The organism is Stenotrophomonas rhizophila, assembly GCF_003751305.1.
GTDB classification, from domain to species: domain Bacteria; phylum Pseudomonadota; class Gammaproteobacteria; order Xanthomonadales; family Xanthomonadaceae; genus Stenotrophomonas; species Stenotrophomonas rhizophila_B.
Genome location: NZ_RJKV01000001.1, coordinates 121,945 through 146,894 on the forward strand (window position 1 = coordinate 121,945; position 24,950 = coordinate 146,894).

27 protein-coding genes are annotated in these 24,950 nt (G+C 68.0%); 16 read left to right on the forward strand and 11 right to left on the reverse strand.

Features of this window, described 5'->3' with window-relative positions:
* Positions 1-25: 25 nt before the first annotated feature.
* From EDF74_RS00475 to EDF74_RS00490, 4 genes are read right to left on the reverse strand one after another with little or no spacing between them, the layout of a single operon-like run.
* A complete protein-coding gene (locus tag EDF74_RS00475) occupies positions 26-772 on the reverse strand; it encodes a SagB/ThcOx family dehydrogenase (protein ID WP_123728372.1) in 747 nt (248 codons plus the stop codon).
* A gap of 14 nt (positions 773-786) precedes the next feature.
* Positions 787-2,124 carry a YcaO-like family protein gene (locus EDF74_RS00480; RefSeq protein WP_123728373.1) on the reverse strand — a complete coding sequence of 446 codons (1,338 nt, stop codon included), beginning with the start codon at positions 2,122-2,124 and terminating at the stop codon, positions 787-789.
* Positions 2,121-2,696 carry a hypothetical protein gene (locus EDF74_RS00485; protein WP_123728374.1) on the reverse strand — a complete coding sequence of 192 codons (576 nt, stop codon included), beginning with the start codon at positions 2,694-2,696 and terminating at the stop codon, positions 2,121-2,123. Before EDF74_RS00485 ends, EDF74_RS00480 begins: the two co-directional genes overlap by 4 nt.
* 51 nt (positions 2,697-2,747) lie before the next feature.
* Positions 2,748-3,605 carry a hypothetical protein gene (locus tag EDF74_RS00490; RefSeq protein WP_148045892.1) on the reverse strand — a complete coding sequence of 286 codons (858 nt, stop codon included), beginning with the start codon at positions 3,603-3,605 and terminating at the stop codon, positions 2,748-2,750.
* A gap of 133 nt (positions 3,606-3,738) precedes the next feature.
* Between EDF74_RS00490 and EDF74_RS00495 the strand changes: the two genes are divergently transcribed.
* Positions 3,739-4,341, forward strand: a complete 603-nt coding sequence (locus tag EDF74_RS00495; RefSeq protein ID WP_123728376.1) for a phosphatase PAP2 family protein — start codon at positions 3,739-3,741, stop codon at positions 4,339-4,341.
* A gap of 397 nt (positions 4,342-4,738) precedes the next feature.
* On the opposite strand, the gene EDF74_RS00500 is transcribed toward EDF74_RS00495, so the two are convergent.
* Positions 4,739-5,704 (reverse strand): ribokinase, encoded by a 966-nt coding sequence (locus EDF74_RS00500; RefSeq protein ID WP_123728377.1) that lies wholly within the window; start codon positions 5,702-5,704, stop codon positions 4,739-4,741.
* 26 nt (positions 5,705-5,730) lie between these two features.
* Entirely contained in the window at positions 5,731-7,029 is a 1,299-nt protein-coding gene (locus EDF74_RS00505) for a NupC/NupG family nucleoside CNT transporter (RefSeq protein ID WP_123728378.1), read from the reverse strand.
* Between the two features lie 247 nt (positions 7,030-7,276).
* On the opposite strand from EDF74_RS00505, the gene EDF74_RS00510 reads away from it, so the two are divergent.
* The 4 genes from EDF74_RS00510 (at position 7,277) to EDF74_RS00525 (ending at position 10,420) form a co-directional block, all read left to right on the forward strand.
* A complete protein-coding gene (locus tag EDF74_RS00510; RefSeq protein WP_123728379.1) occupies positions 7,277-8,245 on the forward strand; it encodes a potassium channel beta subunit family protein in 969 nt (322 codons plus the stop codon).
* Positions 8,246-8,581: 336 nt separating this feature from the next.
* Positions 8,582-8,779 carry a hemin uptake protein HemP gene (hemP, locus tag EDF74_RS00515; RefSeq protein ID WP_019182448.1) on the forward strand — a complete coding sequence of 66 codons (198 nt, stop codon included), beginning with the start codon at positions 8,582-8,584 and terminating at the stop codon, positions 8,777-8,779.
* Between the two features lie 109 nt (positions 8,780-8,888).
* Positions 8,889-9,479: a Hemin transport protein gene (locus tag EDF74_RS00520; RefSeq protein ID WP_123728380.1), complete on the forward strand. Its 591-nt coding sequence runs from the start codon at positions 8,889-8,891 to the stop codon at positions 9,477-9,479.
* Positions 9,479-10,420 carry a DUF6607 family protein gene (locus EDF74_RS00525; protein ID WP_123728381.1) on the forward strand — a complete coding sequence of 314 codons (942 nt, stop codon included), beginning with the start codon at positions 9,479-9,481 and terminating at the stop codon, positions 10,418-10,420. The genes EDF74_RS00520 and EDF74_RS00525 overlap by 1 nt, the downstream gene beginning before the upstream one ends.
* Before the next feature lie 307 nt (positions 10,421-10,727).
* On the opposite strand, the gene EDF74_RS00530 is transcribed toward EDF74_RS00525, so the two are convergent.
* Both EDF74_RS00530 and EDF74_RS00535 read right to left on the reverse strand, forming a co-directional pair.
* The gene (locus EDF74_RS00530) at positions 10,728-13,214 is read right to left on the reverse strand and encodes an ABC transporter permease (protein ID WP_123728382.1); all 2,487 of its coding nucleotides are present in this window, start codon (positions 13,212-13,214) and stop codon (positions 10,728-10,730) included.
* Entirely contained in the window at positions 13,211-13,813 is a 603-nt protein-coding gene (locus tag EDF74_RS00535) for an ABC transporter ATP-binding protein (protein WP_123728383.1), read from the reverse strand. Before EDF74_RS00535 ends, EDF74_RS00530 begins: the two co-directional genes overlap by 4 nt.
* Before the next feature lie 120 nt (positions 13,814-13,933).
* Here EDF74_RS00535 and EDF74_RS00540 point away from each other — a divergent pair, with 120 nt between their 5' ends.
* From EDF74_RS00540 to EDF74_RS00550, 3 genes are all read left to right on the forward strand, one after another.
* A complete protein-coding gene (locus EDF74_RS00540; RefSeq protein ID WP_184996993.1) occupies positions 13,934-14,584 on the forward strand; it encodes an arylesterase in 651 nt (216 codons plus the stop codon).
* 77 nt (positions 14,585-14,661) lie between these two features.
* Positions 14,662-15,375 (forward strand): response regulator transcription factor, encoded by a 714-nt coding sequence (locus EDF74_RS00545; RefSeq protein ID WP_019182442.1) that lies wholly within the window; start codon positions 14,662-14,664, stop codon positions 15,373-15,375.
* 168 nt (positions 15,376-15,543) lie between these two features.
* Positions 15,544-16,815 (forward strand): sensor histidine kinase, encoded by a 1,272-nt coding sequence (locus tag EDF74_RS00550; RefSeq protein WP_123728384.1) that lies wholly within the window; start codon positions 15,544-15,546, stop codon positions 16,813-16,815.
* A gap of 31 nt (positions 16,816-16,846) precedes the next feature.
* On the opposite strand, the gene EDF74_RS00555 is transcribed toward EDF74_RS00550, so the two are convergent.
* Positions 16,847-17,554, reverse strand: coding sequence for an SGNH/GDSL hydrolase family protein (locus EDF74_RS00555; protein ID WP_123728385.1), 708 nt, complete (start codon positions 17,552-17,554; stop codon positions 16,847-16,849).
* 232 nt (positions 17,555-17,786) lie between these two features.
* Here EDF74_RS00555 and EDF74_RS00560 point away from each other — a divergent pair, with 232 nt between their 5' ends.
* From EDF74_RS00560 to EDF74_RS00595, 8 genes are all read left to right on the forward strand, one after another.
* Complete coding sequence (locus tag EDF74_RS00560; RefSeq protein WP_019182439.1) at positions 17,787-18,167, forward strand: diacylglycerol kinase; 381 nt, start codon at positions 17,787-17,789, stop codon at positions 18,165-18,167.
* Between the two features lie 54 nt (positions 18,168-18,221).
* On the forward strand, positions 18,222-18,971 hold the full coding sequence (locus EDF74_RS00565; protein ID WP_123728386.1) for a TerC family protein: 750 nt from the start codon (positions 18,222-18,224) through the stop codon (positions 18,969-18,971).
* Between the two features lie 94 nt (positions 18,972-19,065).
* A complete protein-coding gene (locus tag EDF74_RS00570; protein WP_123728387.1) occupies positions 19,066-19,713 on the forward strand; it encodes a LemA family protein in 648 nt (215 codons plus the stop codon).
* A 4-nt stretch (positions 19,714-19,717) separates the two neighbouring features.
* Entirely contained in the window at positions 19,718-20,614 is an 897-nt protein-coding gene (locus EDF74_RS00575) for a TPM domain-containing protein (RefSeq protein ID WP_184996995.1), read from the forward strand.
* Entirely contained in the window at positions 20,614-21,102 is a 489-nt protein-coding gene (locus EDF74_RS00580) for a TPM domain-containing protein (protein ID WP_123728389.1), read from the forward strand. The genes EDF74_RS00575 and EDF74_RS00580 overlap by 1 nt, the downstream gene beginning before the upstream one ends.
* Positions 21,103-21,186: 84 nt before the next feature.
* Positions 21,187-22,077 carry a prolipoprotein diacylglyceryl transferase gene (lgt, locus tag EDF74_RS00585; protein ID WP_123728390.1) on the forward strand — a complete coding sequence of 297 codons (891 nt, stop codon included), beginning with the start codon at positions 21,187-21,189 and terminating at the stop codon, positions 22,075-22,077.
* Positions 22,074-22,868 carry a thymidylate synthase gene (locus EDF74_RS00590; protein ID WP_123728391.1) on the forward strand — a complete coding sequence of 265 codons (795 nt, stop codon included), beginning with the start codon at positions 22,074-22,076 and terminating at the stop codon, positions 22,866-22,868. The genes lgt and EDF74_RS00590 overlap by 4 nt, the downstream gene beginning before the upstream one ends.
* Positions 22,869-22,879: 11 nt before the next feature.
* Entirely contained in the window at positions 22,880-23,371 is a 492-nt protein-coding gene (locus EDF74_RS00595; protein ID WP_123729670.1) for a dihydrofolate reductase, read from the forward strand.
* A 43-nt stretch (positions 23,372-23,414) separates the two neighbouring features.
* Here the strand turns inward: EDF74_RS00595 and EDF74_RS00600 are convergent, their stop codons facing one another.
* Positions 23,415-24,440, reverse strand: a complete 1,026-nt coding sequence (locus EDF74_RS00600; RefSeq protein WP_123728392.1) for a symmetrical bis(5'-nucleosyl)-tetraphosphatase — start codon at positions 24,438-24,440, stop codon at positions 23,415-23,417.
* Between the two features lie 13 nt (positions 24,441-24,453).
* A complete protein-coding gene (apaG, locus tag EDF74_RS00605; protein WP_121042792.1) occupies positions 24,454-24,837 on the reverse strand; it encodes a Co2+/Mg2+ efflux protein ApaG in 384 nt (127 codons plus the stop codon).
* Positions 24,838-24,950: the final 113 nt, after the last annotated feature.

Genomic DNA, 24,950 nt, shown 5'->3' on the forward strand with positions numbered 1-24,950 from the left:
CCGGCGTTGCGACACCGGCGGTTGTTCATGGCGCGGGACCACACGCATAGGCCAGCACGGCCAGATGCCGCTGCGGGTCGAGCCCGAGCAGGGCCAGCACGGCGGCGTCGTCGAACGAGCCGATCGCGCAGCCGGCGGCGTTCATCGCCGCCACTTCCTGGCCCAGCGCCCCCAGCCAGACCCCGGCCTCGATCAACACGAAGCGGCCTCCGCGTTCACCGTACTTGGCCAGCGTTCCACTCGGCTCGGCGATCAGGAACAGCACCGCCGCCGGCCGCTCCGGCCAATCCACACCGAGCAGCCTGGCCAGCGCCGGCCATGTGGGGCAGGGCGCTACCGGCACCAGCGCATGTTCAAGCGGGTCGTACCAATGGATGCCTGGCTCTGCGGCGAACGCATCGTCGCTGCCGTACAGCGCGGCATAGGCCTGGATCGGATACTTGGCCCCGCCGGACGGCAGGCGCCGCGTGTCACTGTCGCCGGGCCGGGCCCGCAGCGGGGCCAGCACGCGGCCCAGCTCCTTGGCGCCCCAACGCGCGTCACCGAAGCGGCGGCCACTGTGGCGCTGTGCCAGAGCGTCACCGGGGAGCACCGGGTCCGGCAGGGCGATGCCGGCGGCTGCATGCAACGGCCGCGGCGGCGACCAGGCACGCGCGGCATCCTCGGCGATGCGCGTGCGCATCACCTCCGCGCGCGCAGGCGTGAGTTCGCCGTTGTGCCAGAACAGATGGAACAGCGGTGCATCGTGCCAAGGGGGAGGCGGAGACGGCATGCGGTCCTCGTGGATCAACCCAAGGGATGCGGAAAGGGATTGGGAAACGCGCCGCGGTGCGACACGCCGGGATATCGCCAGGCCACGTCCTGGCAACGGCCGCCGAGGAACGGCGCACGCTCGTCGGCATGCAGGCCGCTGAGCTGCGGCGACAGCACCCGCATCACCCGCAGCCCGGCTGCGGCGACATCGGCGGTGGTCAACTCGCGGTAGTACAGCGCGATGCCGGCACTGCCGAGCTGGCGGCGCAGCTGATCGAGCTCGGCGATGGCGCGCGGTGCGGCGGGCCGGACCGCTGCGCCTAGCAGGGGCAGCTGCAAGGTGCTGTCGCCCGCCTCCCCGAACAGCGGCAGCTGCGGCCAAAGCTCCGGGCGCAGGGTGTAGAACGCGGCATGCTCATCGAAACTGCGCAGTGCTGCGGGATCGCGCGGCAGCCGGGCGCTTTCGCGGCCACACAGATGCGCGGCAAAGGTCAGCGCCTGCTGCCATTCCAGCAGCGCTTTGTGCAGTGCCTCGCCCGGATCGGCGCGGCAGGCGATGCCCAGCACGTGGCGGGGGCGGCCTTCGAACGGGATGCCGCCCGCGACCGCGATCACCGGGTGCGGGTTCCAGTGCTGGGTCAGGTCGAAGGCCTGCAGTTCACCGCCACGCGCGTCCACATGGGCGTGCCATTGCGGCGGCAACGCGATCCGCCGGCCGGCCACGCCGTTGAGCCATGTCACCGCCAGTGCATCGCGTTCCAGCAGCTCCTGCGCAGCCCGCAACAGCGCCAGCCAGGCGCCATCGCGGCCATCGCGCCACGCCGCCAGCCCACTGGACGTCGACGGCAAGCGCGCCAGGCCACGGCGAGGCCCCAGTCCGACCAGTTCCTGCGGTACCCAGACCCTGCGGTTGTCATCGAGCGCATGCACCGCTGCGAACAGATCGTCATCGCGTTCGGGCATCGGCCACGGGAAGCCGGGCGTGGCGCGTTGGCGTGGCGAGAACAGGGCGAAGGCCGATTCGTCCAGGCGGTGTGCGGGTGTCAGCGCATCACGGCGACGCACCTCCACGCTCGCCTGCGCCGCCGCCAGCCGCTCCAGTGCCTCGGCGACCGCGCCATCGGCGGCCGACTCGGCATCCAGGGCGACCGCGCCTGACACCCCCTGCCAGGGATTGGCCGGATCGGCCGGCGTGGCGGCGTTGTGCACGCGCCGTCCGTCGAACAACGGCCCGGTTGCATCGCAGGGACTGGCCTCGATCGGCTGCGCCGGGCGTACCAGACCACAGCGCGAACGCGCCGCGCCATGCAGCAGGTGCGAGGACAGCGTGGGCGTTTCCGGCTGCGCCGCCTGCACGGCGGCGCGGCTCATTTCATCACGCTCAGCCAGAGCATCATCTCGAGTGCGCCGACCACGAACAGGCCCAGCAGCAGGGCGATGCCGATGCCGATGCCGCGCCCGAGCGACCGCCCCGAGCGCTCGTAGACGAGGGCGTAAATCCCGACATACAGCCCGACGGCGACGAACAGGCCGAATATCGGGTTGGCGGTGCCGAAAATGCCGCCGCCGATCGCGGCCAGCGGCAAGGCGAACAGCCCCAGCAACACCCGACTGGTGCGGCTCAATCCGGCCACCGGCACGACAGCGACAGGTGTCTGCTGACGGTCCGGCGTCGCAGCGCTGATCGGTGCCTGCGGCAACGCAGGTGGCTGGGGGGGGAGGTCCGTACGGGTGTCGACGCTGGCGACCGTGGCGTGTGCGTCGCTGTTGACGGCGGCAGGCGTTACGGGGTCCAGCTTGCCAAGCACCACCGCCGACAGCACCGAGGTGCCGAGCAGGGTGACGATGCAGGAACTGCAGGTGGTCGACGTCGAGCCGCCGCCTGCCGCGGCAAGGTCCTGGCGTGAGGCACTGGCATCGAACTGGGTCGGCAGGCGATACATGAGGTCACTCCATTGACCGGGGCGGAAACGCCCGGCGCGTGGCGCACATTATCACGGGCGCCCGGTGTCCCAGGGCAAGGACAGCGGTGACGGCAGCGACGCTTCGCCATCCTGGCAGGCGGGGCACCACGGCAGCCGCAACACCCGGTCGCGCTCGCCGTGCAGGCGATGCAGGTCGAGCCAGACGCTGCGTTCGAGATAGGCCAGCAACAGCGGCGGCTGATCCAGCAACGGCGCGACCAGCGCCGCGATCCGTGCCGGTTGCGCTGCGACCGCCGGCATCGCCGGCACGGGTGCTTCGCCCCAGCGGCGCAGCACCCGGTTGCCCAGGCAATATACACAGGCGCTCTGGCCGGGCACCACATAGGGGCCCAGTGCGAGCGTGTGGTGATAGCTGAGGTCGAGCAGCAGATGCGGTTGTGCCGGGATCTGCGTGCGGTAGCGGGCCAAGGCCTGTTCCCAGCCCAGCCCGTGCCGGACCAGCACGAGGAGGTCGGCATCAGCGACGGCATCGACGCGCTGCAGATCCGCGCCGGCATGCTGGTCGAAGGCGTCGGCCAATCCGGGCAGCGGTTCGCCGAGCCAGTCGATTGCGTAGCGTCGCACCTTGCGCACGGCCGCCAGCGGCGCCAAGACGCCGAGACGTATCAACTGGCGGACCGCCGGGCCGCACTCGGCATCGTCCTGCAGGATCGCCAGCGTGTCGTTTTCCCAGTGGCCGAGGATCCGTTCGATGACCGTCGGGGTATCGGCCTCATCGACCACATACAGTTCGTCGGCGCCACCGGACACCAGCAGCAACTGTCGCTGCGCATGGGTCTGCGAAAACAGCGCCCACGCTGGATTGCGCGTCCAGCGCGGTTCGCCCACGTACGGGCCTGCGTGTTCCTGACTGCCTGCTGCTGCCACTGCGTACAGTCCGTGTATCCGCGAAACCGCAAGGATAGCGGCAAACAGGCGGGCCACGTTCTGCTACGGTGCGCGCGTGCCCACGCCGCCTGTTGCCAACGCATCCGTCCCCCAGCCGCCCTGGCGCGAGGCGATGCTGTGGATGTTGCTGCTCGGTGCGATGTTCATCCATGGCTACAGTTGGACGAACCACTGGGCGGCCAGCCAGGCGCACACCTACAGTCTGCACGGTCGCTGGGACGAAGCGATCCCGTTCTGGGCGTGGTCGATCTGGCCGTACCTGGCGCTGAACCTGCTGTACCCGCTGACGTTCTTCCTGTGCCCGACCCGATCGGCCCTGCGCCGCCATGCGCTGGCCATCGCGCTGGTGCAGGCCGCCTGCATGCTTGCCTTCGTGTGCTGGCCGACCGGCAATGTGCGTGTGCTGCTGCAGCCGGAGGGCGCGAGCGGCCTGCTGTTCGCACAACTACGCGCGTTCGAAGCGCCCTTCAACATGGCGCCGTCGCTGCACGCTGCGGTACTGGTGGTGGTCTGGCAGACATGGCGGCAGTCACTGCAGGCGGATGCGGCAGCGGTGCGCTGGTTGTGGAACGGCGCCTGTGGGCTGATCCTGGTCTCGACGCTCACCACCTGGCAGCACGATCTGCTGGATGTGCTCGCCGGGCTGTTGGTCGGTGCGCTGGCGCTGTGGATCACGCACTGCGTGCCGTTGCCACGTGGTCTACCGCGAGCGTGAGGGCCCCGTAGCGACCGGCAGGCCCCTTGGCAAATGTCCCCCGGCCGCCGCCTCGCGGCGACGGCCTCCTCCTTGATTTTGCCCAGGAGCCTACCGGCCGCTACGGGGCTCCGGCTCGCGGTAGGCAGAAGGGAAACCGGTGCTTTCCATACGGCGCCAGTGGTCTGGACACGTGGGGCGCGATGCCCTTGTGGGCGAAATCAAGGAGGAGGTGGCGGCCGCAGGCCGACGCCGGGGGACATTCGCCGGCAAGGGCATCGCGCCCCAGCGCTCAACCACCCGGCCGCCGCGCATCGAAAGGCCCAGAGGTCGCTTCGTGCATTCCATGCAAGCAGGAGCAGAACCAAAAAAAAGGCCAGCGCGAACGCTGGCCTCTCGGTATCCACACCGGTGGCGCTTACTTGTTCTCGGCATCACCCGGGGTGAAGTGCGGCATCGCCGCGGCGGCGCCTTCCTTCTCGGTCGAACGACCGGCGAACTGATTGGCGAAACGCACGTGGCGGGCAAACGCCGCCTCCGGATCCTGCGCGATCGAGGCAACCAGCGCACCGTTGAACGCATCGCCTGCACCGGTCGTGTCCAGCACCTGCACCTGCTCGGCACCGACGCGGTAGTACGGCTGGGTATCGCCACGCAGGTTCTCTTCAGCGTGCGACACGAACACCCCGACCGAACCCAGCGTCACCACCACGGTGCCGTTTCCGACCAGCTTGCGGCACAGCGCATGCAGGCTGGCGCCGTCCAGCGCGGCGACGTCGTTGGCATCCACGCGCTCGCCGACATGACGGCCGAGCAGGGCAGCGAACTCGGTCTCGTTCGGGGTCAGCACATCGGCCAGCTTGAGCAGGCCGATGCTGGACGGCGCATCGGCAGGCGCCACGTTGAGCACGGTGGTGGCACCGGCCTCGCGCGCGATTGCCAGGGCCGCTTCGATGGTTTCCACCGGCGATTCCAGCTGCGCCAGCACCACCTTGGCGCCGGCCAGCAGCGCGCGCTGCTGTTCGACGAAGTCCAGGCTCAACGCGGCGTTGGCGCCCGGGCCGATCACGATGGTGTTGCGGCCGCGGCTGTCGACATAGATGCCGCCGGTGCCGGTCGGCTCGCTGCTGGCCTCGGCGGTCAGCGAAAAGCCGTCCTGCTCGGCCAGGCCGCGCGCCATCGCACCGCCGGCGTCATGGCCCAGCGCGCACAGGAACGTGGTCGGCGCGCCGGCACGGCGGGCGGCCACGGCCTGGTTGAAGCCCTTGCCGCCGGGACCGGTGCTGTAGCGGCCGGCAATGGTCGCACCCGGGGCCGGGAGCGACTCACAACGCCAGACATGATCCACATTGAAGGAACCGATTACGACGACACTGCTACTCATAAAGACTGTTTCTCAAAGAACGGATATCAGCTGAAATGCGTCAGCACGCCGGCGATGGTCGCCGTCATGAAGGTGGCAATGGTACCGCCGAGCACCGCACGGAGGCCGAACTTGGCCAGATCGTGGCGACGCTCCGGCGCCAGCCCACCAATACCACCGATCTGGATCGCGATGGAGCTGAAGTTGGCAAAACCGCACAGCGCGTAAGTGGCGACCAGACGGCCCTCGGCCGACAGCACCGTGCCCGGCACCTCGCCTCGGATGATCTTGGCCAGTTCCGAATACGCCACGAACTCGTTGATCACGACCTTCTGGCCGATCAGCGAGCCTACGGTGGTGGCATCGGCCCACGGGGTTCCGATCACCCAGGCGATCGGCGCCAGCAGGAAGCCGAACAGGGTGGACAGGTCGGTCGGGCGACCCATGAGCGCGGCCAGGCCGGTGACCTCACCCAGCCAGGTCAGCGGGGCGTTGATCAGGGCGATCAGGGCGATGAAGGCCAGCAGCATCGCACCGATGTTCAGCGCCAGCTTCAAGCCATCGCCCGCACCGGCTGCGGCCGCGTCGATGATGTTGCTGGAGGTCTTCTCCACTTCCATCTTGACCGTGCCGCGGGTCAGCGGTGTACCGGTCTCGGGCACCAGCAGCTTGGCCACCACCAGGGTCGCCGGGGCCGCCATGATGCTCGCGGCGAGCAGATGCTTGGCATAGAAGGCCTGTTCGACCGGATCGCCGGCACCGAGCATGCCCACGTATGCGGCCAGCACGCCGCCGGCGATGTGCGCCATGCCGCCGATCATCATGGTGATCAGCTCGGACTGGGTCATCTTGGCAATGTACGGACGCACCGTCAGCGGCGCTTCGGTCTGGCCGATGAAGACGCTGGCGCAGACGCTGGTGGTTTCGGCGCCGGACACGCGCATGATCTTGGTGATCGCCCAGGCCATGCCGCGCACGATCATCTGCATCACGTTGAGGTGGTACATGACCCCCATCAGCGCCGAGAAGAAGATGATGGTCGGCAACACCTGGAAGGCGAAGATGAAACCGAACTGGCTGGTGTCCATCAGGCTGCCGAAGATGAAGCCGGAGCCGGCGTTGACGAACTCCAGGACCTTGACGAAGCCCTTGCCCAGCGCGTCGAACACATCGCGGCCACCCGGGACCAGCAGCACCACCGCCGCGAAGGCGATCTGCAATGCGATACCGGTGACGACCAGGCGCCAGTCGACAGCCCGCTTGTTGTTCGAGAACAACCAGGCAATGCCGATCAGCACTGCCAACCCGAACAGGCCGAAGCCAATCCTGCCCAAACCTTCGACCATGAGACTTCCCTTGGGGCGCCGCGAAAAACGGGAAGCCTAGAGCAGCGGCAAGGGCGGGGCAAGGAAAAGCAGCGTCCGCGAGCCGATCGGTCGTGATCGGGCCTGTATCGGCAAGGCATGGCCCGGTTTCCGTGCGGCGTGTCACGGGCCGTGAGATCACGGTGTACGCCCTGCGCGCGCTGCATGCCACCCTCTACACTTACCGCATCGATCCGGCCCGGTCGCGGGCCCGCAGCAGGAGAACCACATGCTCTATCGCCGTCTTGGCTCCACCGGCCTGAAGCTCTCGGCCCTGTCCTTCGGGGCCTGGGTGACCTTCGGTGACCAGATCGGCCGCGATGAGGCCCGCAAGCTGATCGCCACCGCCTGGGATGCCGGGGTCAATTTCTTCGACAACGCCGAGGGCTATGCGCGCGGCCGCGCCGAGCAGGTGATGGGCGATGTGATCGCCGACCTGCGCCTGCCACGCGATGGCTTCTGCGTTTCCAGCAAGGTGTTCTTCGGTGCCGTCGACGACCCGCGCCCGACCCAGCACGGCCTCTCGCGAAAGCACGTCACTGATGCCTGCCACGCCGCGCTCAAGCGGCTGCGGGTGGAGTATCTGGACCTTTACTATTGCCATCGCCCGGATCCGGACACCCCGATCGCCGAGACCGTGCAGGCCATGGACACCCTGATCCGCCAGGGCAAGGTGCTGTACTGGGGGACTTCGGAGTGGTCGGCCGCGCAGATCCAGGAGGCGGTGGACATCGCCCGCGCGCGCAACCTGCATGCGCCCTCGATGGAGCAGCCGCAGTACAACCTGCTGCACCGCGAGCGGGTGGAGCGCGAGTACGCGCCGCTGTATGCCGAGGCCGGCCTGGGCACCACGATCTGGTCGCCGCTGGCCTCCGGCCTGCTGACCGGCAAGTACAACGCCGGCGTAGACCCGCAGTCCCGGCTGGGCCAGGAACAGCTGGGCTGGCTGAAGTCGCAGGTGCTGGACGACGGCAGCGACCGCATCGAGCGGGTGCGGCGCTACACCGCACTGGCCGCGCAGCTGGGCGTCTCCCCGGCACAGTTGGCGATCGCCTGGTGCCTGCGCAACCCGAATGTCTCCAGCGTGATCCTCGGCGCCAGCCGGGTCAGCCAGCTGGAGGAAAACCTGGGCGCACTGGCGCTGTTCGAACAGCTCGATGAAGGCATCTGGCAGCAGGTGGAAGCGGTCTTTGCCTGATTGCGTCTGTCGGGATCCGGGGAGCCGGCCAGCGGCCGGCACTACCGATGGTGTGGCGGGAGATGGAACGGGACGAGCAGAGCTCGGATCCTTGGCAGAACGGAGCAGGGCGCCTGGAACAGGCGCCGTCCCTCCACGGTAGTGCCGGCCGCTGGCCGGCTCTGCAGCTCACGCGACGGGCGACCACACACAGAGCGCGCTTGACTGAGGCGATTGACTGAGGCTATCGAAGTTGAGCATTCGATCATTAATGTCATCTCTCAAAGTGAGAATGGTTGTTGATTGTCAACTGAGAATCATTATCATTTGAATCGCCCCTCGCAACGAGTCCAGACGATGAACACTCAAGCTGCTGTACTGCTGCGCCCCGAAACGCTGACCCTCCGCGACCGTCCGGTCCGCGTGGTCCCGCCGGAAGAAGTGATCGACAGCGAAGCCCTGCTCAAGGGGCGCCGCGAAATCCTGATCCAGCACGGCGACCGCTTCTATCGCCTGCGTCATACCAGCAACGACAAGCTGATCCTGACCAAGTAACGGCGCTGCCTCCCCCAGCTCTCTCCCCCTCGACACTCCGCCGTCGGCTCCGGCCCACGGCGTGGGTCGAGGGTCTCCCCCCGCAACCGCCGATTGCAGGTAGACCGCCATGAGCCGTGCCCTTTCCGTCGGCCGCCCACCGGGCCGCCATCCCATCGCCGGCCTGCCATCGGCCGCGCAACTGGCCTCGCTGGGCACCGTGCTGTGCCTGTACCGCCCGGACAGCAGTGAACTCGGTGGCTGGAAACATGCTGTCTCCGCGCATGCCTGCCAGGGCATGGACAGCGAAGGCATCCGCGAAAGCCTGTGCTTCGTCGATGCCCGCGGCCGCTGCTGCTGGCGCCTGTATCTGCTGCCCGACAGCGATTTCCTTGCCTGGGATCGCCTGGTGTCCGCGTTTCCCGCACGGCCCGAACCGGTCAACGACGCTGGCGTCGCCGAACGTCTGTGGCGACGCCTCGCGGTGCGCCTGGGCAACGACGCATGGCGCATGTGCGCGCTGCGCCTGCAGGTCGGCGAAGGCCGCGAACTGGCCGCCAGCCTGGCATCGTTGTCGTCCCTGGGCGCCACCACCGCGCGCCGGATCGGCAACGTTGAAGGCGCCGAAGGCGAGCTCTGGGTCGACGACTGCTGCTGCGCCACCGCGGCCCGCCGCAGTGGACCGTGGACGGCCGACGGCATGCCGGTGATCCAGCTGTAATGCCGTACTCGCTCACCCTGGCAGCGCTGCTGCTCGCGCTCACCGCCAGTGCGCATGCCACACCGGCCGACCCCGCGCGCGACCGCGCCAGCATCCTGGCCATGCAGGGCGAATACATCGTCGACTTCGCCTTCGACGAAACCGTCCTGCTCAAACCCGGCTACGAACGCGCGCCGGCCGTACGCACCGGTGGCAACGAAGTGGTGATCGTGGTCGAAGACACCCCGAAGCGGGTGGTGCTGCAGCACCTGCTGGTCGAACCGAAGAGCGGCCACGTCACCAAGCACTGGCGCCAGGACTGGGTCTACCAGGCACCGACCCGGTTCGAGTTCACTGCCGAGCAGACCTGGCACGTGCGCCCCATTCCCACGTCGCTCACCACCGGTGCCTGGACCCAATGCGTCTACGAAGTCAGCGACGCACCGCGCTACTGCGGCACCGGCGCCTGGCGCTACGACAACGGCATCGCCGAGTGGACCAGCGACCTCAGCTGGCGCCCCCTGCCGCGCCGCGAATACACCCGCCGCAGCGACTACAACGCCCTGGCCGTGATCAACCGGCACACGCGCACGCCCAACGGTTGGACCCACGAGCAGTTCAACACCAAGATCCAGCGGCGCTCCGACGGCACGCAGACACCGATCGCGCGCGAATTCGGCTTCAACGAGTACAACAAGACCACCGAGGTGGACTTCACCCCCGCCTACGCCTACTGGACCGCCACCGCGGGTTACTGGGCGAAGGTGCGCCAGCGCTGGGACGACTTCCTCGGGCAGGCACCGGGCGTGCACCTGAAGACCAAACCCGACGGCATGGCCATGATCATCCCGCTGTTCACCCAGGCCCAGGACATCCAGGACGGCAAGACCGTGGTGGACACCGAGATCGACGCCGTCTTCCAGCAGTGGGTAGAAAAAGCACCGCCAGAACGCGCGCGCTGACACCGACGCCATCGGTGCCGCTCGCGTCCATCGCCAAACCTCGAAGCAGCACATTGCCTCATCGATGGTCGTACCAACTCGAGCCCAACGGTAGACCCGCCACTCTCCCCTCCGCCCAAGGCCATCCCTCGAGAAGGATGGCGGGTTGCCCTGCCCGGGACCGTCAGGGCGCCAGGGATGGCGCCCACGAGCCCCCAGGGAGGGGTTTACGGCGCGTCCTGGGCAGGGCTGCCCGCCAGCCTTCAGGCAGTGGACGCATGGACGCCGTCGCTTTCGCTTTCGCTTTCAATGCAACGGCGCCCCAAACTCACGCCTCCCGAAGCGCCAACGCCGGCGGCGTATGCAGAATCCGCCGCGTCCCCCACCAACCAGCCAGCATGCTCAACAGCACACCCAACGCACCGCCCACCACCAACGGCCCCCACGGCGGACTCAGCGTCAACTCGAACACCTGCCGCGCCACCACCGAGCCCAGCAGCGCCGCTGCGCCCACCGCCAACAACGCCGACAACAGCCCGAGCGCACCGAACTCCACCAGCACCGCACCGCGCAGCTGACGGCGCGTCGCCCCCAGCGTCCGCAGCACCGCACTGTCGTAGCGCCGCTCACCGGCCGTTGCCTGCAACGCCGCCAGCAGCACCAGCAGCCCGGCCAGCAGACTGAACCCCATCACCAGCTGCACCGCCTGGCTCACCCGATCCACCACCTCGCGCACCCGCTCCAGGATGCCGTCGATATCCAACAGTGAAATGTTCGGGTACTCCCGCGTCAGCCCGGCCAGCGCCGGTGCCTGCGCGCGTGGCAGATGGAAGGCGGTGATCAGGTTGTACGGCGCATCGGCGACCGCACCTTCGTTGAGCAGCAGGAAGAAGTTGACCCGGAACGAATCCCAGTCCGCCTTGCGGATGCTGGTGATCGTGAAACTGCGCTCCTGATCGCCCATCTGCAGCGTCACCGTGTCGCCCAGCGTCATCCCGTAGCGCTCGGCCCAGCCCTGCTCGATCGAGGCCTCCGCCGCCGTGCTGCCGGCCTTCCAGAACGTCCCGCTGAGCAGCGTATTGGCCGGCGGGAAATCATGCCGCCACGAGAAATTGACCGGCCGGTTGGCATCGTCATCCTCGTTGCTGTTGTCCTCGCGTGCCTGCCGCTGCGGCGGCCGATCATTGACCGCCAGCAGGCGACCGGTGCTGAACGGCTCGATGCCCGGTGATGCCACGCCCAGCCCACCCAGCGTGGCCAGCACGGCATCGCGCTGCTCGGGCTGGATGTTCATCAGGAAGTAGTTCGGCGTATCGGTCGGCAAGCGATCGCGCCACTGCGCCAACAGCCCCGGACCGATCACCGACAGCAGCAGCAACGAACACAGCGACAGCGACAGGCCGACCAGCTGCATCACCGCCAGCCCGCGGCGTCGCGTCAACGAGGCCAGCCCGAGCTTCCAGCGTCCGCGCAGGCGCGGCTGCAGCCCACGCAGCAGCCACAGCAGCAGGGCACCGAGCGCGCCGGCCAGCGCCGCCAGCGCGGCCAGCCCGCCCAGCACCCACGCGGCCAGCTTTACATCGCCGGTGGCCTGCACGGTCAGCGCGACGGTCGCGGCCAGCGCGGCGGCATAGACCAGCATGGAGCTCGGCGGCAGCGCGGCGAAGCTGCGGTTGAGCACGCGCATCGGCGGCACGCTGCGCAGGCGCAGCAGCGGCGGCAGGCCAAAGCCCAGCAGCAGCACCAGGCCGATGCCTGCACCACTCAGCGCCGGTGTGGCCTGCGGCAGCGGCAGGCGGTTCGGAATCAATCCACCCAGCGCCTGCACCAGCCCGGCCTGCGCGGCCATGCCCAGCCCGATACCAACCAGGCAGGCCGGCACCGCCAGCATCACCAGCTGCAGCGCCATCGCGGTGAGGATGTCGCGCTGGCGCGCGCCCAGGCAGCGCAGGATCGCGACCTGATCGATGCGTCGCATCGCGAAGCGGTTGGCGGCCAGCGCGGTGGCGACACCGGCCAGCAACACTGCCAGCAGCGCGGCCAGCGAGAGGAAACGCCCGGCCAGATCGAACGCGCCGCGCACGCCGCGCTGGGTATCGTCGATCCCCACGATGCGATAGCCCTTGGCCTGCGGCGTGAGCCACTCGCGGAAGGAGGCGATCTGCGCAGGCTCACCGGCGAACATCATCCGGTAGGAGGCGCGGCTGCCCGGCCCGAGCAGGCCGGCGCGATCCACATCGATGCGGTTCACCAGCAGCGGCGGCGACAGCTGCATCAGCTCACCGGAGGTGTCCGGCTCGGCCTGCAGCACGCGGGTCACGTTCAATGTGCCCGCGCCGAATTCCAGTGCATCGCCCACCTGCAGGCCAAGCGCCTGCATCAGGCGGGGATCGGCATACGCTTCGCCCGGCGGCGGCGTTCCTGTGGTGTCGCTGGCGCTGTCATGCAGCGTGCGGCTGACCCGCAGTTCACCGCGCAGCGGGTAGCCATCGGCGACCGCCTTGATGTTGGCCATCTGGCTGTCATCGCCATGGAACAGCACGCTGGGGAAGCTGACCATGCGCGTGTTGGCCAAGCCGCGCTCGCGCGCTGCATCGGCGAAGGTCTGCGGGATGTCTTCGCGGCCGCTCAGGCCCAGGTCGCCGCCGAGCATCTCCGCTGCGCTGCCGGTCAGTGCCAGGGTCACGCGGTTGACCAATGTCCCGACGGCGGTCATCACCGCCACGCCCAGCACCAGTGCGGCGAACACGGTCAGCAGATCGCCGGCCAGGAATTCGCGGCGCAGCGCACGCGCTGCATGGCGCACGACGTTCATGCGCCTGCGCCGGCAACGGTGTCGGCCAGGCGGCCACCGTCGAGCTGGTAGATACGCTCGCAGCGCTGCGCCAGGCGCAGGTCATGGGTGACCAGTACCAGGGTGGTATCGCTGGTGGCGTTGAGCGCGAACAACAGGTCGCTGATCTGCTGCCCGGTGGTCTGGTCCAGGCTGCCGGTCGGCTCATCGGCGAACAGGATGCGCGGCCGCGCCACGAACGCGCGGGCCAGCGCCACCCGCTGCTGCTCGCCACCGGAAAGCTGGCGCGGGTAGTGACGCGCACGATGGCCCAGGCCGACCTGTTCCAGCACCTCGCGCACCCGCACTGGATCTTCGCGGCCAGCCAGTTCCAGCGGCAGCGCGATGTTCTCTTCGGCGGTCAATGCCGGCAGCAGGTGGAAGCTCTGGAACACGAAGCCGACCTCGCGTGCGCGCAGCTGTGCGCGGGCTTCCTCATCGAGCGTGTTGAGCTCGGCACCGGCCAGCGCAATGGTGCCGTGGCTGGGCAGGTCCAGCCCGGCGAGCAGGCCGAGCAGGGTGGTCTTGCCCGAACCTGAAGCGCCGACGATGGCCACGCTCTCGCCTTCATGGACGGTCATGTCAATGTTGTCCAGTATGTGGACTTCACCCTCCGGGCCACGTGCGGACTTGCCCACGTTGTGGGCGGCGATGGCGACGGGCGCGCTGCGGGGGGACAGGCTGTCGATGAGGATTCTCCAATGAACCAAGCAAGTGGAATGGGCCGCGTGGCCTCGATGGGCTGGCTGCTGGCAGGGTTGCTGCTGATGCCGATGCTGGCCTGTGCCAAAGGTCCGGACACCCGTGCGGCGGTGCTGGTGGTCGGCGACAGCCTCAGTGCCGCCCACAATATCCCGGCCGCGTCGGGCTGGGTAAACCTGCTTCAGCAGCGGGTCAAACAACAGATCAAGACACCGCCGGCGATCATCAATGCCAGCATCAGCGGCGAAACCACCGCCGGCGCGCTGACCCGCCTGCCGGGCCTGCTGGAAAAGCACCGCCCGTCCGTGGTGGTGATCGAACTGGGCGGCAACGATGCGCTGCGCGGGCTGACCCCGGCCCAGCTGCGCGGCAACCTGGAAAAGATGATCGTGGCCAGCCAGAAGGCGGGCGCCAAGGTGCTGCTGCTGGGCATCGACGTGCCGCCCAACTATGGCCCGGCCTACCGCCAGCGCCTGCGCCAGACCTACGCCGAGCTGGCCAAACAGTACGACGTGCCGCTGCTGCCGTTCCTGCTTGAGGGGGTGGCCTTGAAGCCGAATCTGATGCAGGCCGACGGGCTGCACCCCACCGCAGCTGCGCAGCCGCAGGTGCTGGACAACGTCTGGCCGCTGCTCAAACCCCTGCTTTGATCGGTGTGTGAGGAACTTCACACCGCGTCCACTGACGATGCGGCATGTTTCACAAAGCTGAAGAAAGAGGGAATCCCATGCGTCAGACAAAGGAGACCTCCGGCCTGGTGCTGGTGGTCGAAGACAACCGTAATATTTCCGAGATGATCGGCGAGTACCTGGAAGGGCGCGGCTTCGAAGTCGACTACGCTCAGGATGGGCTGGACGGTTATCGTCTGGCGGCCGAGAACAGCTACGACGTGGTCGTGCTCGATCTGATGCTGCCGCGTCTGGACGGCATCGAAGTCTGTCGCCGCCTGCGCAACGACGCCCGCAAGTCCACGCCGGTGCTGATGTTGACCGCGCGCGACACGCTGGACGACAAGCTCACCGGCCTGGGGTTCGGCGCCGATGACTACCTGACCAAGCCGTTCGCGATCCAGGAACTGGAAGCCCGCCTGCGCGCGCTGATCCGCCGCGAGCGTCGCCAGGTCGGCTCGGAAGTGCTCAAGGTCGCTGACCTCGTGCTCGATCCGGTCAGCATGCGCGCCACCCGTGCCGGGACCGAACTGCAGCTCTCGCCGATCGGCCTGCGCCTGCTGACGATCCTCATGCGCGAATCGCCGCGTGTGGTGACCCGCCAGGAAATCGAACGCGAGATCTGGGGCAATGGCCTGCCGGACTCGGACACCCTGCGCAGCCATCTGTACAACCTGCGCAAGATCATCGACAAGCCGTTTGATCGCCCGCTGCTGCATACCGTGCAGAGCGCCGGTTACCGCATTGCCGATATCGCCCAGCCGATGAGCTGATGGGCGGTCGATCGCCGCTCGGCCGCCTGCGGGCGGCATGAGCGATCCGATCCTCCGGTACCCTCTGGAGCATGACGGCCCGGCATCTGCCGGGCCGTTGTCATGGTTTGCACGATGGACTCACGGCAAGCTTTCCTATAATCGCCGCGAACCGCCCTGGACCCCGTAATGCCGCACGGTCTGCCGCGCAAGATCCGCATCGTCTTCATCCTCCAAGCCGTGCTCGCCAGCCTGGGCATCCTGCTGGGTGCGTGGCTGGTGTCGTTGGTGATCAAGCACAGCCTGGTCAGCAGCGCGCTGCAGGAAGAGGCCGGGTACTACTGGCAGCTGCACGAGGCCTCGCCGGTGCAGCCGCCGCCCAATACCCAGAACATTCGCGGCTATCTGCTCGAGACCGGGCAGTCGCCGCTGAGCCTGCCGGCCAACCTGCGCACGCTCCCCCCCGGCTTCCATGAGCTCAAGGACGACGACCAGCTGGTGCTGGTCGATGCACGCCCGGAAGGTCGCCTGTACCTGGTGTTCCTGCGTTCGCGTGCGGAAATGCTGGCGTTCTGGTTCGGCGTGGTGCCGGTGCTGCTGACCCTGCTGGCGGTCTATGGCGCCTCGTGGATCACCTACCGCGCCTCCAAACGTCTGGTGTCGCCGGTCAACTGGCTGGCCCGCCGTGTCTCGCGCTGGGATCCGGGGCACCCGGAAGCAGCCGACCTGGCGCCGGCCAAGCTGCCGGCCGACATGCAGGGCGAGACTCGTCAGCTGGCCGCTGCGCTGCACTCGCTGGCCACCAAGGTCACCGCGCACGTCGCGCGCGAGCGCAACTTCACCCGCGATGCCAGCCACGAGCTGCGCACCCCGCTGACCGTGATCCGCGTGGCCAGCGACATGGCGCTGGGCGACCAGGACATCACCCCGCGCCTGCGCCGCGGCCTGCAGCGCATCCAGCGCGCCGGGCGCGACATGGAAGCGGTGATCGATGCCTTCCTGATCCTTGCCCGCGAGGCCGATGTCGAGCCGCAGATCGAGCTGTTCGACGTCAACGAGATCGTCCGCCACGAGGTGGACAATGCCCGCGAGCTGATCGCCGGGCGGCCGGTGGAGATCCATCTGCACAGCAGCGGCCCAGTGATGCTGCACGCACCGCCGCGGGTGTTGCAGGTGGTGGTCAGCAACCTGCTGCGCAATGCCTGCAGCTATACCGATGAAGGGCGGATCGACGTTGATGTCGAAGAGGATCGCGTGGTCGTGCGCGATACCGGCATCGGCATGTCACCCGAAGCGCTGGGCCGCGCCTTCGAGCCGTTCTACCGCGCTGAGCCCAGCCGCCCGCAGGGGACCGGGCTGGGGCTGTCGATCGTACGCCGGCTGTGTGACCGCTTCGGCTGGAAGATCGGCCTGACCAGTGAGCCGGGGCAGGGCACCCAGGCCACGATCCACTACCGTTGAGTCGGGGAGGCGCTGCGCCTCCCCGGATCGCTCAGTTGCACTGCACCTTGGGCGCCAGCGCCGTGCGCCAGATTGCGTAGCCTTCGGGTTTCATGTGCAGCATGTCCTCGCGGAACAGCGCGGCACGCGGCTGGCCATCGGCACCGAGCATCGGCGTGTAGACGTCGGTGTAGCCGGTGTTGGGCAGCGTGGCCAGCGCGGCCTTGATCAGCCCGTTGGCTTCCACCACCGCGGGCAGCAGGTTCGCGCGCGACGGGCTGGGCTTGATCGAGATGATCTCCACCGTGGTCTTGGGCAGGTCGCGGTGCACGCGCTGCACGAAGGCCACCACGTCATCGCGGACCTGGGTCGGGCTGCGGCCGCTGTTGAGGTCGTTGTCGCCAGCGTAGAAGAACACCTTGCAGGGCGCATACGGGATCACGATGCGGTCGGCGTACCAGGTGCTGTCGCGCACTTCCGAGCCGCCGAAGCCGCGGTTGAAGACCGGCTGGCCCGGGAAATCGGTGGCCAGGCCCTCCCACATGCGGATCGAGGAGCTGCCGATGAACTCGATGCCACCGCGCGGCGGCGGGTTGGCCGCGTCCTGGGCCGCGAACTGCGCCATGTCGCCGGCCCAGGCCACGTTGGAGACCTGGGTCGGTACCTGCGGTGCGGCGGGGGCCGGGGTGCGTGCCAGGGCGGGCAGGGTGGCGCCCAGGGCAAGGGCGAGCAGAAGGGGACGGGCACGGCGGTGCAGCATGGACGACTCCTGTGGTGGGGCGCCCGAAGGCGCCCGGACGGGTAGGCATTCATCATAGAAGCTGCCCCCGCGCCGCGCTTTACCACGGACGGGCGTTGGCCGCCTTCGACAATGCCCCGGCCGGCTTATGGCAAAATGAGCGATTGCCTGCCCCATTCAGCGATGCTCATGACTGTCTGCCGTGTGCTGTTCCTGCCGTTCCGGCCCGCATTGCCGACCCGGGTGATTGCCCATGGCGGATGAAATCGGGCACCTGCCGCGCGGCCCCAAGCGCATTTTCAAGGCCGCCGTGTGGTCGTGGCAGGGGCTGCGTGCGGCCTGGCTGCATGAGTCCTCGTTCCGGCTGGAGGTCTACCTGCTGATCGTGCTCGCTCCGCTGGCGCTCTGGCTCGGCCAGACCCCGGTGGAGCGCGCACTGATGATCGGCTCGGTGCTGCTGGTGCTGGCCATGGAACTGGCCAACTCGGCGATCGAGGCGGTGATCGAACGCTACGGCGCTGAGTTCCACGAGCTCGCCGGGCGTGCCAAGGACATGGGCTCGGCCGCCGTGTTCGTGCTGATGATGAACGTACTGGTGTGCTGGGTCCTGATCCTGCTGCCGCAGATCTTCTGACGTAATACTTCTGACGCGTCACGCGCGTCATCCCCCCTGTAAGGATGGAAGTCCATGTTCCTTGAGTTGTTGTCCGACCCCAATGTCTGGTTGACCCTTCTGACGCTGAGCGCACTGGAAATCGTGCTGGGCATCGACAACCTGGTGTTCATCTCGATCGCGGTGAGCAAGCTGCCCGAGGCGCGTCGTCCGTTCGCACGCAAGCTCGGCATCGCCGTGGCCTGCATCACCCGCATCCTGCTGCTGGTCTCGCTGGCCTATCTGGCACACATGCAGGCCAACCTGTTCACGGTGGCCGGGATGGGCATCTCGATCCGCGACCTGGTGCTGATCGTCGGTGGCCTGTTCCTGATCATCAAGGGCGGCATGGAAATCCGCGAGCTGATCACCGGCGGTGAGGACGAAGATCCGACCACCACCAAGGCCTCTGCCGTGTTCGGCATGGTCATCGCGCAGATCGCCATCATCGACATCGTGTTCTCGCTGGACTCGGTCATCACCGCCGTCGGCATCGCCGAGCATGTGCCGGTGATGGTCGCCGCGATCCTGCTCTCGGTCGCGGTCATGCTGCTGGCCGCCAACCCGCTGGGCCGCTTCATCGACGCCAACCCGACCGTGAAGATGCTGGCCCTGGCCTTCATCCTGCTGATCGGCGCGGTGCTGATCCTCGATGGCCTGGACGTGCATGTGCCCAAGCCCTACATCTACGCCGCGATGGGCTTCTCGGTGCTGGTGGAGTGGCTGAACCTGCTGATGCGCCGCCGCGCCGTGGCCCACCACGTGCCGGGTGCCGGCAACTGGTAAGAAGGTGGGTGCCGACCGTTGGTCGGCACCCACATCCGCTTTACCCAAGACGTGGCATGCTCCGGATCCCGTTCATCGAGATCCGGAGCCGGCCATGCGATCGTTCTCCCGTTTGTTGTGCCTGGCCGTGCTGGCCTCCCTGTTGTCCGGTTGTGGCTACAACGCCATCCAGCAGAAGGATGAGCAGGTCAAGGCCGGTTGGGCCGAGGTGCTCAACCAGTACAAGCGCCGCGCCGATCTGATCCCCAACCTGGTGCAGACCGTGGAAGGCTATGCCAACCAGGAACGCCAGGTGCTGACCGATGTCACCAACGCCCGTGCGCGCGTGGGGCAGGTCAACGTCAATGCCGACGATGCCGACTCCCTCAAGCAGTTCCAGCAGGCCCAGGGCGAGCTGAGCGGTGCGCTGTCGCGCCTGCTGGTGGTCACCGAGAACTATCCGAACCTGAAGTCCGACCAGGGCTTCCGCGATCTGCAGGCGCAGCTGGAGGGCACCGAGAACCGCATCACCGTGGCGCGCGGCCGCTACATCCAGATGGTGCAGGACTACAACACCTACATCCGCCAGTTCCCGCAGGTGATCACCGCCAAGCTGTTCGGCTATGCGACCAAGCCGAACTTCACGGTGGAGAACGAAGCGCAGATCTCGCAGCCGCCGGCGGTCAAGTTCGGTTCGCAGCCACCGGCCCCGGCACCTGCACCGCAGGCGCCGCCGCAGCAGCAGCCGCAGCCGGCGAACTGAGCCCGTGACCATGCGCCTGCTGCGCTGCCTGTTGCTGCTCTGCCTGGCGCTGGCGTTGCCTGTCTGGGCGCAGACCCAGGCGGCGATCCCGGCGATGTCCTCGCCGGTGGTCGACACCACCGGCACCCTGGATGCGGCGCAGATCCAGGCGCTGGAGGCGCAGGCGTTGGCGTTGCAGCAGCGCAAGGGCAGCCAGCTGCAGATCCTGATGGTGCCGACCACCGCGCCGGAAACCATCGAGCAGTACACCCAGCGCGTGTTCGAGCAGTGGTCCGTCGGCCGCAAGGGCGTGGATGACGGCGTGCTGCTGGTGGTGGCCAAGGACGATCGCCGGGTCCGCATCGAGCCGGGCTACGGCCTGGAAGGCGCGATCCCGGATGCGATCGCCAACCGGGTGATCCAGGAGTACCTCGCCCCGCGTTTCCGCACCAATGACTATGCCGGTGGCCTCACCGACGCCAGCGCCGCGCTGGTCAAGCTGATCGACGGCGAGGCGCTGCCCGCGCCGGTCAGTACGCATCGCACGCAGGACGCCCCGGCGGGTGGCAACTGGACGATGGCGCTGGGCATCGGCCTGTTTGCCGGTCTGTTCCTGCGCGGCATCCTGGGCTGGCTGCCGCGACCGCTGCGCGCGCTGGCGAGCGGTGCCGGGGCCGGGGTGGCCGCGTTCCTGTTCACCTCGCTGGTGGTCGCCAGTGGCGCGGCCGCCGTGGTGGGCCTGCTGGTCGGCCTGACGTCGGCCGGTCGCGGCGGCGTGTTCGCACGCAGTGGCGGCTGGGGTGGTGGGGGCTGGGGCGGTGGCGGGTTCGGTGGCGGCGGGGGTGGCTTCGGCGGCGGTGGAGGCGGCTGGGGCGGAGGGGGTGGACGTTCGGGAGGCGGTGGCGCCTCGGGAGGCTGGTGATGCGCTGGCTCCGGCACGTGTTCTCCCCGTCGGTGCGACGCGCCTTCCCACCCGCACATCTGCAGGCGATCACCGATGCGATCACCGCCGGCGAGCGGCGCCACGGTGGTCAGGTGATGTTCGCGGTGGAAGCGGATCTGGCGCTGGCCGCGTTGTGGCAGGGCATCACCGCGCAGCAGCGCGCTGAGCAGGCCTTCGCCCAGTTGCGCACCTGGGATACCGAACACAACAACGGCGTACTCATCTACCTGCTGCTGGCCGACCATGCCATCGAGCTGGTCGCCGACCGCGGCCTGCGCGGGCGCATCGGTGAGGCGCAGTGGCACGCGATCTGCGCGCACATGCAGCAGCGGCTGCGTGAGGGTGCCCTGCAGGAGGCGGTACTGCTGGCGATCGAAGAGGTTTCGGACCTGCTGGCCGGGCACTATCCGCCGGTTCCGGGGTCACACGATGACGGCCTGCCGGACACGCCCCAGATGCTGGGCTGAAGCCCGGCAATCGCGCGATCGCGGCCGCCGCGAGGCCGCTCCCGGGCGGCGCTAGAATATCGGCATCCCTGCAAGGCGCCCTTCATGATCTATTTCCACGATATCGACCCCATCGCCATCTCGCTCGGGCCGATCAAGGTGCATTGGTACGGCATCATGTACCTGCTCGGCTTCACCGCTGCCTGGTGGCTGGGGCGCAAGCGGATCGCGGCCGGGCGCCTGCCCGGGGTCGATGCCAACGGCTTCTCCGATCTGCTGTTCTACGCGATGCTCGGCGTGGTTGTCGGTGGCCGCGTGGGCTACATGCTGTTCTACGCGACCTCGGAATTCCTGCACAACCCGCTGCTGCTGTTCAAGGTGTGGGACGGCGGCATGAGCTTCCACGGTGGCCTGCTCGGCGTGCTGCTCGCCGCGTGGTGGTGGTCGCGCAAGCATCGCCTGCATCTGTTCGACACCCTCGATTTCGTCGCCCCGCTGGTCCCGTTGGGCCTGGGCTTCGGGCGCATCGGCAACTTCATCGGCGCCGAGCTGTGGGGCAAGTACACCGACGGCAGCTGGGGCGTGGTGTTCCCGAGCGGCCTGCCGGCGCCGTTGAACGGGCTGGATCTGACAACGCTCAAGGCCGAGTTCGCCACCGGCGCGCTCAACCAGTACGCCCGCCATCCCTCGCAGCTGTATGAAGCGCTGCTGGAAGGCCTGGTGATGTTCCTCGTGCTGTGGGCGGTGTCGGCCAAGCCGCGCCACCGCTACGTGATCGCCGGCCTGTTCGCACTGATGTACGGCATCTTCCGCTTCGCGGTGGAGTTCGTGCGCATGCCGGACAATGGCGTCTATCTCGCCTTCGACTGGTTCACCCGTGGCCAGCTGCTCAGCCTGCCGCTGGTGGCCTTTGGCCTGGTGCTGCTGGCGTTGTCGCGTCGCGCACCGGTCCTGCAGCCGGTGCTGCCGGTCGCCCCTGAAGGCGCCAAGGCATGAAGACCTATCTCGATCTGCTCGCACATGTGCTGGAGCACGGCACGGAGAAATCCGACCGCACCGGCACCGGCACGCGCAGCGTGTTCGGCTGGCAGATGCGCTTCAACCTCAATGACGGCTTCCCGCTGGTCACCACCAAGAAACTGCACCTGCGCTCGATCATCCATGAGCTGCTGTGGTTCCTGAAAGGCGATACCAACATCGGGTATCTGAAGGACCACCAGGTGCGGATCTGGGACGAGTGGGCCGATGCCAACGGCGATCTCGGCCCGATCTACGGCAAGCAGTGGCGCAGCTGGGCCACCGCCGATGGCGGGGCGATCGACCAGATGCAGTGGCTGGTGGACGAGATCAAGCGCAACCCGGATTCACGCCGGCTGGTGGTCAGCGCCTGGAACGTGGGCGAGCTTTCGCAGATGGCGTTGATGCCGTGCCACAACCTGTTCCAGTTCTATGTGGTGGACGGCAAGCTCAGCTGCCAGCTTTACCAGCGCAGCGGCGACATCTTCCTCGGCGTGCCGTTCAACATCGCCAGCTATGCGCTGCTGACCCACATGGTGGCGCAGGCGACCGGGCTGGGCGTCGGCGATTTCGTGCACACCCTGGGCGACGCGCACCTGTACTCGAACCACGTCGAGCAGGCCCGCGAACAGCTCGCGCGTGAGCCGCGCGCGCTGCCGAAATTGTGGTTGAACCCCGACGTGACCGATCTGTTCGGTTTCCAGTTCGATGACATCCGCATCGATGGCTACGACCCGCACCCGGCGATCAAGGCCCCGGTGGCGGTGTGAGCAACACGCGCATGAAGCTCTCCCTGATCGCCGCGCTGGACACCGACCACGGCATTGGCCGTGACAACGACCTGCCATGGAAGCTGCCGGACGATCTCAAGCGCTTCAAGGCGCTGACCGTCGGCAAGCCGATCCTGATGGGGCGCAGGACCGCGCAGTCGCTCGGCCGTGCCTTGCCGGGCCGGTTGAATCTGGTGCTGACCCGCAGCGGGCAGGTGCCCTTCGAGGGCATGCAGGCGGTGACCTCGATCGAGCAGGGGCTGCAGGCAGCGGGCGCTGCGGGGGCGGAGGAGCTGTGCGTCATCGGCGGCGGCGAGATCTATCGCCTGGCCATGGCCCAGGCCACCGATCTGCACCTGACCTGGGTACAGACCACTGTACCGGCCGATACCCATTTCCCGCCCGTCGATCCGGCGCTGTGGGTGGAAGTGGCGCGCGAACACCACGCGGCCGACGAGCGGCACGCGTTCGCGTTCGATTTCGTGGATTACCGCCGCGCCTGAGCGCGCGCTGCAGGCAGGCCGGTCGTACTGACCGGCCTGCGGATCATTCGGCGTCGCTGGTGACGTCGTTTTTCTGCGGCTGCTGCTCAGCGTTCTGCGCGGGCTTCGCGCCACCGCCTTGTCGGCCCTGGCCACCACGGCCACGGTCGCGCCCTTGGCCTTGCCCCTGCCGCGGCGGACGCCCGTTCGGCTGGGCACCCTCGGCAGTCGGTCGGCGTGCCGGCGGACGCGGCGCGGACACCGGCTTGGGCACATCGCGGCCCGGCACCTGCACCACGCGCAGTTCGTCGGTATCCAGCTGCAGTGCGGTGAGCTTGCCACCCCAGACCGCGCCGGTATCGATCGCATGCACACCCTGGGTGATGGTCAGGCCCAAGGCGGACCAATGCCCGCAGACGATCTTCAGATCGCGCTCGGCGCGGCCCGGCACCTCGAACCAGGGGTACAGGCCCTGTTCCTGCGTGCCCGGCGTGCCCTTGTCTTCGATCCCGATCCGGCCCCGCGGCGTGCAGTAACGCATGCGGGTGAACAGATTGATGATCGCGCGCGAGCGGTCGTAGCCGGCCAGGCCGGGTGACCAGCTGGGCTTGTCGCCGTACATGTTGCGGAACAGCTTGCGGTAGCCGCTGCCGTGCAGCTGCTGCTCGACCTCGCGCGCATGCTTTTCGGCCAGCTGGGTGGTCCACTTCGGGGCGAGCCCGGCGTGGATCATCATCCAGCCCAGCTCGCGGTCCACATGGGCCAGCTTCTGCAGGCGCAGCCAGTCCAGCAGCTCGTCGCGGTCCTCGGCCTGCACGATGCGCAGCAGGTCCGGATTGACCTTGCGCTGCTCTTCCTCGGTGCGTGCACCGACCGCGAGCAGGGACAGGTCATGGTTGCCCAGTACGATCACGCTGCTCTCGCGCAGCGAATGGACCAGGCGCAGGGTTTCCAGCGACTGCCCACCGCGGTTGACCAGATCGCCGCAGAACCACAGCTTGTCGACCGCGGGGTCGAACTTGATTTTTTCCAGCAACCGCTGGGTGACGTCGTAGCAGCCCTGCAGGTCGCCGATGGCCCAGACACTCATGCGTGCGCCTCCATCAGTGCAGTGTGCGCGGAACGGTCAGGACGAACGGCGCGATGGGGGCGGCGAACTCGGTGCCGTCGTCGGCCACCATGTCGTAGTGCCCCTGCATCGTGCCGTGCTCGGTCTCCAGCATGACACCGGAGGTGTAACGGAAGTCTTCACCGGGGCGCAGCCGCGGCTGCTCGCCGATCACCCCATCGCCGTCGACATGTTCGATGCGGCCATTGGCATCGGTGATCCGCCAGTGGCGGGCCACCAGCCGTGCCGCGACGCGGCCCCGGTTGAGGATGCGGATCGTATAGGCGAACGCGTAGCGGCCGTCCTCCGGGGTGGACTGGTCATCGAGGAAGCGGGGGGCGACCTCGACGGAGATCGCGTAGTTTGCAGCGTCGTTCATGCAGGCAGTTTAGTGAATGTTGTGCACGATGAGATGAGTGCTGCCAAGCTGGCAGCGCCCCCGTCATGGATGTCAGGCGGTTCCACGTGCGCGCGGCCGGTGAGGGCCACGAG

What these genes read in the sequence shown, in the direction of transcription:
- EDF74_RS00475 (WP_123728372.1), bottom strand. Translation starts at nt 772, where the DNA reads ATGCCGTCTCCGCCTCCCCCTTGGCACGATGCACCGCTGTTCCATCTG.
- EDF74_RS00480 (WP_123728373.1), bottom strand. Translation starts at nt 2,124, where the DNA reads ATGAGCCGCGCCGCCGTGCAGGCGGCGCAGCCGGAAACGCCCACGCTG.
- EDF74_RS00485 (WP_123728374.1), bottom strand. Translation starts at nt 2,696, where the DNA reads ATGTATCGCCTGCCGACCCAGTTCGATGCCAGTGCCTCACGCCAGGAC.
- EDF74_RS00495 (WP_123728376.1), top strand. Translation starts at nt 3,739, where the DNA reads ATGCTGTGGATGTTGCTGCTCGGTGCGATGTTCATCCATGGCTACAGT.
- EDF74_RS00500 (WP_123728377.1), bottom strand. Translation starts at nt 5,704, where the DNA reads ATGAGTAGCAGTGTCGTCGTAATCGGTTCCTTCAATGTGGATCATGTC.
- EDF74_RS00505 (WP_123728378.1), bottom strand. Translation starts at nt 7,029, where the DNA reads ATGGTCGAAGGTTTGGGCAGGATTGGCTTCGGCCTGTTCGGGTTGGCA.
- EDF74_RS00510 (WP_123728379.1), top strand. Translation starts at nt 7,277, where the DNA reads ATGCTCTATCGCCGTCTTGGCTCCACCGGCCTGAAGCTCTCGGCCCTG.
- hemP (WP_019182448.1), top strand. Translation starts at nt 8,582, where the DNA reads ATGAACACTCAAGCTGCTGTACTGCTGCGCCCCGAAACGCTGACCCTC.
- EDF74_RS00520 (WP_123728380.1), top strand. Translation starts at nt 8,889, where the DNA reads ATGAGCCGTGCCCTTTCCGTCGGCCGCCCACCGGGCCGCCATCCCATC.
- EDF74_RS00525 (WP_123728381.1), top strand. Translation starts at nt 9,479, where the DNA reads ATGCCGTACTCGCTCACCCTGGCAGCGCTGCTGCTCGCGCTCACCGCC.
- EDF74_RS00530 (WP_123728382.1), bottom strand. Translation starts at nt 13,214, where the DNA reads ATGAACGTCGTGCGCCATGCAGCGCGTGCGCTGCGCCGCGAATTCCTG.
- EDF74_RS00535 (WP_123728383.1), bottom strand. Translation starts at nt 13,813, where the DNA reads ATGACCGTCCATGAAGGCGAGAGCGTGGCCATCGTCGGCGCTTCAGGT.
- EDF74_RS00540 (WP_184996993.1), top strand. Translation starts at nt 13,934, where the DNA reads ATGAACCAAGCAAGTGGAATGGGCCGCGTGGCCTCGATGGGCTGGCTG.
- EDF74_RS00545 (WP_019182442.1), top strand. Translation starts at nt 14,662, where the DNA reads ATGCGTCAGACAAAGGAGACCTCCGGCCTGGTGCTGGTGGTCGAAGAC.
- EDF74_RS00550 (WP_123728384.1), top strand. Translation starts at nt 15,544, where the DNA reads ATGCCGCACGGTCTGCCGCGCAAGATCCGCATCGTCTTCATCCTCCAA.
- EDF74_RS00555 (WP_123728385.1), bottom strand. Translation starts at nt 17,554, where the DNA reads ATGCTGCACCGCCGTGCCCGTCCCCTTCTGCTCGCCCTTGCCCTGGGC.
- EDF74_RS00560 (WP_019182439.1), top strand. Translation starts at nt 17,787, where the DNA reads ATGGCGGATGAAATCGGGCACCTGCCGCGCGGCCCCAAGCGCATTTTC.
- EDF74_RS00565 (WP_123728386.1), top strand. Translation starts at nt 18,222, where the DNA reads ATGTTCCTTGAGTTGTTGTCCGACCCCAATGTCTGGTTGACCCTTCTG.
- EDF74_RS00570 (WP_123728387.1), top strand. Translation starts at nt 19,066, where the DNA reads ATGCGATCGTTCTCCCGTTTGTTGTGCCTGGCCGTGCTGGCCTCCCTG.
- EDF74_RS00580 (WP_123728389.1), top strand. Translation starts at nt 20,614, where the DNA reads ATGCGCTGGCTCCGGCACGTGTTCTCCCCGTCGGTGCGACGCGCCTTC.
- lgt (WP_123728390.1), top strand. Translation starts at nt 21,187, where the DNA reads ATGATCTATTTCCACGATATCGACCCCATCGCCATCTCGCTCGGGCCG.
- EDF74_RS00590 (WP_123728391.1), top strand. Translation starts at nt 22,074, where the DNA reads ATGAAGACCTATCTCGATCTGCTCGCACATGTGCTGGAGCACGGCACG.
- EDF74_RS00595 (WP_123729670.1), top strand. Translation starts at nt 22,880, where the DNA reads ATGAAGCTCTCCCTGATCGCCGCGCTGGACACCGACCACGGCATTGGC.
- EDF74_RS00600 (WP_123728392.1), bottom strand. Translation starts at nt 24,440, where the DNA reads ATGAGTGTCTGGGCCATCGGCGACCTGCAGGGCTGCTACGACGTCACC.
- apaG (WP_121042792.1), bottom strand. Translation starts at nt 24,837, where the DNA reads ATGAACGACGCTGCAAACTACGCGATCTCCGTCGAGGTCGCCCCCCGC.